General features: G+C 36.7%; 8 protein-coding genes and 4 pseudogenes. 10 read left to right on the forward strand and 2 right to left on the reverse strand.

Going from position 1 to position 12,458, the window contains the following annotated elements; translation table 11 throughout:
* Window positions 1–191: 191 nt before the first annotated feature.
* The 9 genes and pseudogenes from F7D47_RS14955 to F7D47_RS09615 all read left to right on the forward strand — a co-directional run bounded on the left by F7D47_RS14955 (window position 192) and on the right by F7D47_RS09615 (window position 11,342).
* Window positions 192–836 (forward strand): annotated as a pseudogene (locus F7D47_RS14955) (recombinase family protein).
* Window positions 837–934: 98 nt separating this feature from the next.
* Window positions 935–2,086: pseudogene (locus tag F7D47_RS09580) on the forward strand (PDDEXK nuclease domain-containing protein).
* A 702-nt stretch (window positions 2,087–2,788) separates the two neighbouring features.
* Entirely contained in the window at window positions 2,789–3,475 is a 687-nt protein-coding gene (locus tag F7D47_RS09585; protein WP_194252647.1) for a UpxY family transcription antiterminator, read from the forward strand.
* 18 nt (window positions 3,476–3,493) lie between these two features.
* Complete coding sequence (locus F7D47_RS09590) at window positions 3,494–4,165, forward strand: hypothetical protein (RefSeq protein ID WP_153085144.1); 672 nt, start codon at window positions 3,494–3,496, stop codon at window positions 4,163–4,165.
* A 26-nt stretch (window positions 4,166–4,191) separates the two neighbouring features.
* Entirely contained in the window at window positions 4,192–5,031 is an 840-nt protein-coding gene (locus F7D47_RS09595; RefSeq protein WP_228113448.1) for a DUF4384 domain-containing protein, read from the forward strand.
* Window positions 5,028–6,773, forward strand: a complete 1,746-nt coding sequence (locus F7D47_RS09600; RefSeq protein WP_153085146.1) for a caspase family protein — start codon at window positions 5,028–5,030, stop codon at window positions 6,771–6,773. The genes F7D47_RS09595 and F7D47_RS09600 overlap by 4 nt, the downstream gene beginning before the upstream one ends.
* A 49-nt stretch (window positions 6,774–6,822) precedes the next feature.
* The gene (locus F7D47_RS09605; RefSeq protein WP_153085147.1) at window positions 6,823–7,341 is read left to right on the forward strand and encodes a L,D-transpeptidase; all 519 of its coding nucleotides are present in this window, start codon (window positions 6,823–6,825) and stop codon (window positions 7,339–7,341) included.
* A gap of 50 nt (window positions 7,342–7,391) precedes the next feature.
* Entirely contained in the window at window positions 7,392–9,860 is a 2,469-nt protein-coding gene (locus F7D47_RS09610; protein WP_153085148.1) for a WG repeat-containing protein, read from the forward strand.
* A gap of 9 nt (window positions 9,861–9,869) precedes the next feature.
* On the forward strand, window positions 9,870–11,342 hold the full coding sequence (locus F7D47_RS09615; protein ID WP_153085149.1) for a hypothetical protein: 1,473 nt from the start codon (window positions 9,870–9,872) through the stop codon (window positions 11,340–11,342).
* Window positions 11,343–11,401: 59 nt separating this feature from the next.
* Here the strand turns inward: F7D47_RS09615 and F7D47_RS09620 are convergent, their stop codons facing one another.
* A complete protein-coding gene (locus tag F7D47_RS09620) occupies window positions 11,402–11,956 on the reverse strand; it encodes a hypothetical protein (RefSeq protein WP_228113447.1) in 555 nt (184 codons plus the stop codon).
* Between the two features lie 138 nt (window positions 11,957–12,094).
* Window positions 12,095–12,346, reverse strand: a pseudogene (locus F7D47_RS09625) (IS66 family transposase); the annotation flags it as partial.
* 21 nt (window positions 12,347–12,367) lie between these two features.
* Here F7D47_RS09625 and F7D47_RS14790 point away from each other — a divergent pair.
* Window positions 12,368–12,458 (forward strand): annotated as a pseudogene (locus F7D47_RS14790) (helix-turn-helix domain-containing protein); the annotation flags it as partial.

The raw sequence follows: 12,458 nt of genomic DNA on the forward strand, positions 1-12,458 counted from the left end.
AGCTGGAGAACTGCACCAGGGAACTGGTCTCTCTTACCCGTGAGATTGTTGAACTGACCCGTAAGTTTGAAGAAAGATGGTCGCAAAGATAAGTTTTGGAAATTCATTGTATGGCGCACTGGCATCCAATGGTGAGAAGATTAACAAAGACGAGGGGAAGCTGTTGGCAACAAATAAAATCTTTGATAAATATGACAACAGGAGTAATATATGCTCGTGTCTCCAGTATTGGTGACAGACAGAACACCGAGAGACAGGTCAAAGACTTGTCTGAGTATGCAAAGTATAAGGGTTTCGAAGTTTGCAAGGTCTTTGAGGAACACATCTCTGGCGCAAAGAAGAATGATGAGCGTCCTGTGTTGTGTGAGGCAATGGAATACTGCAAAGCAAACCGCATTGGAATTCTACTTGTCAGCGAACTGTCAAGACTGGGACGCAATGCGTTTGAGGTTCTTGCCTCTGTTAAGGAACTCATTGACTGTGGTATTAACCTCTACATACAAAAGGAACAACTTACATTATAGGACGAAGAAGGACATCCGTCCCTCTTTGCCCCGATAATGGTAGCCACGCTTTCGACCTGTGCGCAATTGGAACGTGATAATATCTCATTCCGATTGCAGTCAGGACGGAAGCGGTATATAGAGAAAGGTGGGAAACTCTGACGCAAGATAAGCTCTGTAAAAACGGAAGAACAGATGAAAGCCGAATATAGGGAAGTAGTAAGTTTGCTCCACAAGGGGTATTCCATTAGAAATGTGGCGAAGTTGAGTGGTAAAGGGGTAAGTACCGTACAACGAGTGAAGCGATTAATAAAAGTACAATCATCGCAATAATACTATTGATTTTACGTTCTTTTCAAAAAAGGGGTTGTGCAATAGTGGCTTAAAGGCTAAAAGCACTACCTTTGTAGATAATATCAAAACAGAGTATAATGGAAGAAAACAATATAACAGTAGATAAAGCTGTCCAAACAATAAAAGGGGCAATTTTGCGAGCTCAAGCACAGGCAAGCCAATCTGGTAATGCCATACAGTTGTCTTTATATTATGGTATAGGGCGTTATGTGTCTATCAATTTACAACAAGCACATTGGGGCGCAAAAGCTCTTGATGCTATTAGTGAGAGATTGCTGCGTGAATTGCCAGGATTAAGAGGCTTTTCTTCAGGCAACTTGAAGAAAATGCGTATTTTCTATGAGGAATGGCAATGCCTTTCAATTGGTTCGCCATTGGCGAACCAATTACAACAGCTTGAAAATAAGATAGAAAAAGGTGTTGAAATAGGAGAAAAAACACTCCTTTATATTAACAGACCTATAGAGTCAGCAGACTTACGTATAGAGGATTTCGTGGGCATTAGTTTTACTCATCATATGGAAATTTTGCATAAAACTACCACTTTAGATGAGCGTATCTAGTACATACATCAAGTGAACTTGCATCATTGGAACAAGTACATATTACGGAAATACTTATCTGATGATCTATATCACCATCAAGGCAATATGCCTAACAATTTTCCGAAAGCGATACCAGACATCAAGCAATCAATGAAAACAATATCAATGTTTAAGGATGAATATTTGCTTGATTTCATCAATACTGAAAATTTGGGACTGGAGATAGAGGATATTGACGAACGTGTAGTTGAGCAAGAAATTGTAAGAAACATGCGCGATTTCATTCTTCAATTCGGAAAGGATTTTATCTTTATGGGTAACCAGTATCGTGTCGTACTTGAAGGAGAAGAAATGTTCATAGATCTTTTGTTCTTTAGTCGAGAACTTGCAGCAATGGTAGCCGTAGAACTAAAATACGGTAAGTTCAAGCCTTCATATTTGGGACAACTATGTACATATCTACAGGCATTAGACCTTACTGTAAAAAAGCCACACGAAAATCCTTCTATTGGTATTGTGTTATGCAAAGAAATGAACAAGGCTTTTGTTGACATTGTTGTAAGGAACTACGACAGCCCAATGGGAGTGGCAACATATAAAACCAAACAGGATATGCCAGAAGAATTACAGAAGGCTTTGCCTGATTTGGATAAAATGAAAGATTTATATTGCAAATCGTTGTAAATGTGTATTCACATTTTATAAAATACGTATTAAGGAGTAAGGCTATAATGTTCTTACTCCTTTTTCGTATCTGTCACAATGGATGTTAGGGGCTTTAGATGGCGATGCCGTACTTTTTATACTTCCATATACAGCAATAATAGTCTCTCAAATGTTAAAATCGGACAGTATTGACAGAAAATCCAAGTAAACCTTGCTCGTTTTGAAGAAAATTTGTTATTTTTGCAGTGGCTCTCGAATCTGTGCGTCAAATTGGGTTTACTCAATGTCGATACGCAGAGAGCCAACGCCGAGCTGAAAGCTGAGAAGTCCAAACAACTTTCTCGGTAATAAGCGGGCAATGGGTGGGAAGAGAGTCAAGACATATAGAAGGCGTTTATCTGACGCTGTGTTTGAGACGAGTCGAATCTTGCAAATTCATAATTGTTGTCTCGAATATGGTCAACGGTAGATGTCCCGGGTGTGATTATATCAATCCCGTGGAGACCTTGTAAGCATGGATTGTACCCTTTCGGATGCAATCAAATGTATTATATAGGTCTCTTAACGGTAATGATTTTCATATCGGCGTGGGCTCTAACGTTGTCTGTTCGACAACAATAGGCAATGCAAGAGCCTCGACTCGTGGAATGGACAACAGGACGATTCCACGCTTTTTTGTGTCTATTAGTTGCTAATTTAATGCAAGACATAGAAAACGATATGAACGCATTGCTTAATGCGCATACCCAACGAGGTCGAAGCAGATCTCCTCACGTTGGACTTACCTCCAATGTCCTCCCCGAAGCTCAACGCTCACATACAGGGGTGTCCTCGGAATATGTACAAAAGCCAAATTATCATTGGTTCGTACTGAGAGTGACCTATAATAGAACAGAAAAAGCATGTGGCATCATATCAACCTCTGGCGTACAGTCATATATGCCTATGCACTATGTCATAAAGAAAGAGATTGGGAAGAAGAAGCGAATATTGCAGCCTCTTCTTCCCAATCTCTTTTTTGTATATGCTACAAGAGAAGCTGTAAACTCCATTATCAAGAAAAAGGGTGATGAAACATCAATATTAAAATTCTATCTTGATAAGACAAAAGCATTGGAGGAAAATGGCAAACATCCTCCTCTCATCATTCCATTTACAGCAATGACAAACTTTATAAAAGCTACAAGCACAGATAGCGAACATGTACGAGTCGTGTCATCGGAACAATGTCATTATAAAAGTGGTGACATAGTTAAGGTAATAGATGGAGAGTTTAAAGGTGTTATAGGAAAAGTTGCCCGCATTGCAGGACAACAACGTGTTGTTGTGGAAATATCTGGTCTATGTTTGGTGGCAACTGCTTATATTCCAAATGGATTTTTAGAAACAATACAAAATCAATTATAAATTAAAAGAATTCCTACAATGAGAAAATTGTTCGTATGTACGTTTGTCATTCTTTGCCTTAGTGCAAACATGACAGCGCAGACTACCAAAGATGTTCGTAAGGAACGTCAAGAGATGCGTAAAGTATCCAAGAGTGAGCTAAACGAAAAGGCATCTAAAGCAGCAAGAAAAGATGCCAAGAAACTAACAAAAGAAGGCTGGATAACGGCCCCTGGTGCTTTGCCTTTAGAGAAACAATTAGACAAGTCTTACATGATGCAAATGGAGTATGATGATGATATGTACCCCAAGTATCTTATGGGAGAAGCGATGAGCATTGGCGAGAACTATGATGCCGCCAAAATGCAGGCTTTAGAATTAGCCAAGCAGAATCTAGCAGGTCAGATACAAACAGAAGTAACAGCATTGATTGAGAACTCAGTAGCCAACCAACAACTTGCAAATGAAGAGGCTTCTTCTTTGGCACAAAGTATTATGGGAGCCAAGAATCTCATCTCTCAAAGTATAGGACGTACCATAACGGTTATGGAATGCTATCGCATAAAGACGAACAAAAACAAAGAAGTGCTTGTTCGCATAGCCTACAATGGCGCAATGGCAAAAGCTGCAGCTAAACGAGCAGTACAAGACGAGTTAAAAAGCAAAAGCGAAGATATCCAAAAGAAACTTGATGAAATTTTGGGATGGTAAAAAGGCTGTTCTGTAGTTTTATATGTATGTTATTTTCCATCAGTAGTTATCCACAAAAAATTAAAACTGTTGATGGAGAATACACATACGTAGTACCTGAAAGTGTAGATTTGGAAAAAGCAAAAAATATTGCATTAGAACGTGTAAAAATACAGCTGATTGCTGATGAGTTTGGTACTGTCGTTTCTCAATCAAATTCAACTTTAGTAAAAAATGAAAATGGCAAATCCAATATCGATTTCATGTCAATTGGTGGAAGTGAGGTGAAAGGAGAATGGATAGAAACTATAGGAAATCCTATTTTCAAAACGGAAATTAATGGAGAACAACTTGTAGTAAAAGTTTGGATTAAAGGTAAAATCCGTGAAATCGTATCTTCACACATAGACTTTGATTTCCATATACTGCGCAATGGAACAGATGATAAGTTTGATGATGACACATTTTATGGTGGTGATGATTTATTCTTATCGTTTATGTCTCCTTTGTCAGGCTACATAGCAGTCTATTTGATAGACAACGATGGTAATGCCTTTTGTTTATTGCCTTATCAAAATCAAGAAGAAGGGAACGTTTATGTAAAAGCAAATGAAAGATATGTATTCTTTTCAGCCAAATGGGCTTCCCCAGACTTACGCCAATATGTAGACGAGTATACTATGACATGTACACATACACAAGAGTTAAATCAAATCTATATAATATTCTCATCAAACTCTTTTGTAAAAGCTTTGGATTCAAAGAAACAAGAGAATTTGCCACGAGAACTGCCAAATAAGGAATTTCAAAGGTGGTTGTCGCAAAAACGTGTAAAAGACCCAGCAATGGTTTTTAAAGCCAAAAACTTAACAATTATAAAAAAATGAAAAAGATATGTACCGTATTATTTTTGTGTCTTAGTATATTTACTTCCTATGCACAAAATGATGAACTATATGACCAAATTATAGATATGGTAGAAAAAGGTTCTATAAATGAAGCTATAAAACAAACGCTACCTATTGCGAAGAGTGGAGATAGAGCTTTCCAAAATCTATTAGGATATATATATGAAGAAAAAGGGGAATTCATAACGGCTGTTGAATGGTATAAGAAATCTGCTGCTCAAAAGAAAGCGGGTGCTCAGTTTAACATAGGTAGACTCTATGATAAGCGATATGGAAAGCATAGTGGAATTACTGCAAACGATGATACTGCAAAAAAATGGTATTGGCAGGCTGTAAACAACACCGATGATGCCAAAGCTAATGGTAGGAAATATGCCCTGTTTAATTTGTTCTTAATTCTTCGTGAAGAAGGTAAAATAGAAGAAGGCAAGAAATTGTTACACAGGGCTGTTGATGAAGAAATAGATTTAGAGAAAAGCCCATGTGCATTGGCCGAATATTATGACCATAAAGACATAATGGCTTTTAGGTTATATAGAATATCGGCAGAAAATGGCTATGCGAGAGCACAATTTGCGCTTGCCGAATACTTTGAAGAAGGCTTATTTGTAGATAAAGACTTAAAGGAAGCTACAAAATGGTATCAAAGGGCTGCCGACCAAGGAAATTGGTCAGCTCAGGATAGATTAGGAGAATGCTACGAACGTTTATATAGGAAAACACTTGATGAACGAGACTTGAAAAATGCACTTAAGTATTATTATAAAGCTCAACATGATAGACATATCATTCATCTTACGAATATTAAAAATGACGAAAATGGAAATCTAATGAGTGCAGAAGAAGACAATTATGCCGAACGATTCTATAAAGAAGGCGTTCTTAATGCAAAAATATATAAGAATGCATCTGAATGGGAAGATAACGTTATAGCAAAATTAGCATTAGATTCCGATGTTGATGTGGATATTCCACAAGGAGAAAGAAATACACGAAAAAGTACATATGTGTTGGTTGTTGCAAATGAAGATTACGAATATGAAGAATATGTTCCTTATGCATCAAATGATGGAAGTGTATTTTCCCAATATTGCAAAATGGCATTAGGTATCCCAGAGGACAATGTACACTTGATAAAAAATGCGGGACTAAATAAAATGAAATGGGAATTAGAATGGCTGAAACAGAATATAGATTCAAAGAATGCCAAAGAAATCATATTTTATTACAGTGGACATGGTATGCCATCGGAAGACCTTCAAACAACATATCTTTTGCCAACAGACGGATTTGCTAAAAATGCTAATTCAGGATTAAACTTAAAAGATATATACAGTACACTTTCAGCAAACAACATAGAATCTTATGTTATTTTAGATGCCTGTTTTAGTGGGACGAAAAAAAAAGGAGATATGTTGGTTTCATCAAGGGGTGTTGCCATAAAGGCGAAAGAAACGGAACCGTTAGGAAATACTATAACTATCTCAGCATGCCAAGGAGATGAAACCGCATCTGTTTACGAAGACCAAAAACATGGAATGTTCACATATTTTCTGTTAAAAGAATTACAGAAAGGACGTGGGCAAATTCAACTCGGAACATTCTTTGATAATGTTAAAAGCAATGTTATGAAAACATCCGTTTCTGTAAATAAAAAGATGCAAACTCCATCAATACTTTTTTCAAAGAGTATCACAAATTGGAAAAAACGCACGCTATAAATTTGATGTTTTTTTATTACTTATCATTTATAATAAGAGCGTATAAGTTATGAACTACATTTTGGCTATTGTAAAAAAGTTGTGTAGTAAGAGAACATTGCTGTTTGTATTCATATTGCTTATTTGCAATAGTATATTGGGACAACGATATATTTTTGTGTCAAAAACAGAACTTAAGCTGTTTGTTATTGAAAATAGTGACACAATTTTCAAATGCCCAATTGCCGTGGGAAAGAACTATGGAAATAAGACGAAAGCAGGTGATAAGAAAACCCCTGAGGGAACGTTTACAATTTGTTCTATTGAGAATTCTTCTTGTTGGAAGCATGACTTTAAAGATGGAAAGGGACTACGTAAAGGTGCGTATGGTCCTTACTTTTTCAGACTAAAAGTTCCAAAATTCAATAGCATTGGCATTCATGGTACATGTTTGCCAGAATCAATTGGGACAAGAAGTAGTGAAGGATGTATTCGTCTGAGAAATGAAGATATATTGATTCTGAAACAATTCGTTTACATAGGAATGAAGTGCATTATAGAAGAAGACAATCCAGATAACACTCTATAACGTAAAAATTTTTCACCACTCAATTGTCAACAACTTAACATTTAAAGATAATGAAAAAAGCCATTTGTATAATTGTATTATTAATGAATTTTATATTCAGTTACTCACAAGACTTTAACAAGATGTTGTTCCCATTATGCGACCAATCTTCAAAATTATGGGGATGTGTCGATATAAAAGGTAATACTGTTATACCTTTTAAATACAAAGATTTGTGGGGCAGAACTTTTTTCTCAAGCCAATTAGAAGATGGTAGTTGGTTTGAAAGAAGCGCATATATTGATGAAGAAGAACGCTTTCTGCCATATACCTTAGGATGGGGATGGGTTGCCGATGAGAATAAGAATACTATCTCTTATTATGGGAAGCAAATATTGAGCTATGAAATAAAAGACATTAGTAGCGACAAATATATTATTATAAAGCAAAATGGCAAGTTCGGAGCATTAGACAGTATAGGAAACAATGTGATACCTTGCGTCTACGATTACATCATTTTAAATCATGAAAACATGAAACTTTTTCACGATGAAGGCCTTGCAGATGTTTTAAAGAACAACAAAATGGGTTGTGTTGATAAAAATGGAAAGATTGTTATTCCATGCATATACGACAACAACATATTAAACCTCGGCAGATATGACGGAGTTATTCATGCGCAAAAAGATGATGAGAAAGTCATGTTGGATATGAAGGGACATGTCATATCAACAAAAACTCCAACAGAATGGGTTATATGTCCTGGTGCAGAAGAAAACGATAGTAGAGAATTAATATGTGTTGAAAAAAATGGAAAGCATGGATGCATTGACAAAAACGGCAAGCTTGTCATACCATTCATTTCCGACACTCATATTTTCTTCAACAACAATGGTAATTATGCAGCAATTTCTCAAGGGGGAAATCGTGAGAAAAATGATTTGGGTAAATTTGGTTATATTAATAGAAAGGGAGAAATTGTTATTCCTTGCAAATATTATTTAGCCTCTAAATTTTTAGGGGAATATGCTATTGTAGAGACTCCTGAAAATCCATCAAACAACTATGGATACAATTTAGAAATTATAGACGAAAAAGGAGATTCCAAATATAGAACTTACGTCGAAATATACGGCTACCATTATTTTGAAACCGATTTTTTAAACGAACAAAGTATATCTTATGATACATTTTCACTCTCTTCAAATGGATTCTTTTGTGAAAAAAGAAAAGATGGAGGATTTTTCTTTAAGTATGTAAAAGGTTATGGATCTGGATATGAAGATTTAGAGAATCAAGTATTTGATAAACTTTCAGATTTTGGCGAATTTAAGGAAGGATTGGCATTGGTCGAGAAAAATGGACTGAAATGGTTTGTTAATAAATATGGTAAAAATATTTTATATGACAAGTTTGATGACATTGGTACAATATCAATAGATGCTGTTGGAAACGTCCAAAAGACTCTCGTTTTGAATAAGAGATTCCTTATTTCCAAAAAAAATGATTTATATGGAATTGTGGACTTGGAAAGAGAAAAAGTAGTGACACAATGCATATACGAAACAGTTGGAAGATACATGGGTGAAGAGCTGGGTGATACTTATGGACAGAATCTTATTCATCATAACATGGTCAAGGTTAAAAGAAATGGTAAATATGGATATGTAAACCTTGATACTGGCGAAGAAGTTATACCATGCGAATACAATAGTACTACAGCCCGTTTCAAGAAATACCAATATCTCTACAACAACCAAAAATCAAACATTGACGAAAATATTCCGGTTTGCAAAACATCTAACAATAAATGCTATGCTGTTATTATCGCAAACGAGAAATACACAAGAGAACAGAATGTTCCATATGCGATGAATGACGGAAAAACATTCTCGGAATATTGCAAGAAGACTCTTGGAATTCCAACTGACAACATTCACTATGCAGAAAACGCAACTCTCAATGACATCAAATATCACTTGGCATGGCTTAAAAACCAAACCAAATTAAATGGTGACGACACCAAAGTTATATTCTACTATGCTGGACATGGAATACCAAACGAGTCTGACCGTACTTCTTATATACTCCCAATCGACGGTTTTTCTTTTGATACCAATACAGGATATAGTCTGAAGGACTTATATAATGAATTGGGCAATCTGCCGGCAAAAAACATCATAGCCTTTATAGATGCCTGTTTCAGTGGAGCACAAAGAAATGAGCAAGCTAACGCTGAAGCAAGAAGAGTTGCTATCAAGGCCAAGCCAGACACGCCTACTGGTAAACTTGTTGTATTCTCAGCAAGCCAAGGCGACGAATCCGCACTTCCATACGATAAGGAAAGACACGGTATGTTCACTTATTATCTTTTGAAAAAGCTGCAAGAAACATCTGGGAATACATCTTTAGGAGAATTAACCGACTATGTGAAGGCAGAGGTTTCCAAACAAGCTTTCAAGGATAAGAACAAGACACAAACTCCATCTGTATATAATTCGTCAGAACTGGAAGACTGGAGAAACATCACACTTAAATAAGATAAAGCGATGAAAAAGAACAAACTTTTGCCTATATTGTTTTGGGTGTTGTTGGCTTCAACAAACGGCTTTGCCCAAAACATTAATCCTCGCAAGACATACGATGATTTCAAAAAGCAGGCACTACAAAAATACAATGACTTCAGAACGCAAGCCAACGAACAATATGCCGTTTTCTTAAAGCAAGCTTGGGAGCAATACAATGCCTTGCCTGCCATTCCAAAACCCAAGGACGAGACTGTGCCACCTGTCACTATTCCCGAAGAAGATAAGAACAAGCCCATAGAGAGCAATCCTATCCCGATCAAGGAAGTTGTTGTACCACCAACACCAGATCCACAACCTACTCCTATCGCGCCCATCAAAGAGGACTCTCAACCACAAGAAAGGACGATTGACTTTATCTACTGTGGAACAAAATGCCAGATTCGCCTTAATAAGGACCTAAATCTGTCTCTCCAAGATTGTAGCAACGAACAGTTATCTAATGTCTGGACACAACTGTCAGCAGAGGGCGTACTCAACAACACCATAAGAGACTGTCTTGCAATAAGAGTTGGCAGGAACTTATGTGATTGGGCATACCTAAACTTATTATCTTCATTTTCAAAAGCTATATATGGAAATTCCAATGAAGCGACAATGCTTACTTCTTATATTTATGCCCAAAGTGGATATAAAATGAGATTAGGAAGAAATGAGCAACACATATATTTATTATATGCAAGTGAACATGGAATCTATGATATTGCATATTTTAATATTGATAATTTGAATTTTTATCCATTTGAATGTAACGAGAATCAACTTGAAATATGTGATGCATCATTTCCGCAAGAAAAACCTTTATCCTTGTATATTCCGCAAAATCAAAAATTTGAATATAAGGCAAGTGATTTGCGAACTTTGACATCTAAAAGATATCCAAATGTTCAAGTACAAGTTCAAGTTAACGAGAACCTAATAGATTTCTATAATACTTACCCAACATCGGAAGTAAATAATAACTTTATGACAAGGTGGGCAATGTATGCCAACACGCCATTGGATGAACATGTGAAAAAAGACCTTTATCCTGCACTAAAAGAAAAAATCAATGGCTTGAGTCAATTGGAAGCTGCTAACAAGTTACTGAATTGGGTTCAAACTGCATTTGTTTATGAATATGATGATAAAGTGTGGGGACACGACAGGGCCTTCTTTGCAGAAGAAACCTTATATTATCCTTATTGTGACTGTGAAGACAGATCTATACTATTCAGTCGTTTAATAAGGGACTTATTGGGATTGAAAACTATTTTAGTGTTTTACCCAGGACATTTGGCAAGTGCAGTATGCTTTACAGATAATGTTACCGGGGATTATATTTCTTTAAATGGAAAACATTATGTCATTACAGATCCTACTTATATTGGTGCACCAGTTGGAATGACAATGCCTGATATGGACAATACTCAGGCACACGTCATTCTGTTAGAATGACACAATTATAAAAGCAAATATAGCGGATGGAGTTGATTATACAACAACCATCCGCTTTTTCACTTGTCTATGCACGATGCAACTAAATATACAATCGAAATGACCGTATAAAGAAAACACGGCAGGAATATCCAAAGAAAAGCCTTTACCCAACCATTCGACAGCCACACACCTTCATTCCTTGACATCATATTAGACATATCATAGAAATGGCAAGTGAGAATATCCTTGTTCTCCTTTCGGTGGTCTTCAAGAAGTTTGGACTCATCGCCAATGAGTTTCTTTCTGTTATCTGTCAGTTTCTCAATGTCGGCATCATCAACCTTAGCCTTGAATTTTATATCTTTCACTTTGGCAATAAAGCTATCAATGGCTTTCGTAACCGCATCTGCTTTATCGGTGGCTTTATTCAAGTTGTCCTTTGCTTCCTGTAAAGAAGTTGTTGCCGTTTCAAGTTCTGATTTTGCTGAAGTCAAACTATTGCCAGCATCCTTGTAGGCTTGAAGCTGTTGGTCAAACTTATCTGAAGCCTTATCCGTTTCGATATTCTTGTCAATCGTGTTCTCGAAAGAACCGAAATCCATATCTGAGATTTTACTTTTACCTATTGGCATAGTTTCAATACTGTAAGCCATCGGCTAACCCCGTCTTGCATATTCTCAGAAAATCTTGTAGAAATCTTCAAAGTTCTACAAGATTTTCGGAGATATTCAAAGAAAATTAGAAGAAGTTACAAGAATTTCAGAGGGTGACTACAGAACTCCCTTCTCTCTTAGGCTCAATGGCAGGAAGTCAGCCAAGTCTTTTGAATAATCATTATCATACTCATGTATATGAGTCAAGAAGTAGGTTGTCCATTTTCGGAAGTCAACACCAGCCAGCTTGCAGCATCCCATCATAGTGTACATGATGGGCGCTTCCTCAGCCGCATCATGGTTTCCACAGAACATATAGTTCTTTCTGCCGATGGCTAGTGGCCGGACGCAGTTTTCAATCGGATTATCACAACTTTTGGATAATCCGATTCCTCATTCATCGAGTCCTATAGCCCACCTTTGGACGGGGAGCGATACCTCACCGACAAGGAACTCTCCGAGCATTTGAAGCTTAGTCGCC

It is taken from the genome of Segatella copri, from assembly GCF_009494835.1.
In the GTDB taxonomy this organism is placed as follows: Bacteria; Bacteroidota; Bacteroidia; order Bacteroidales; family Bacteroidaceae; genus Prevotella; species Prevotella copri_F.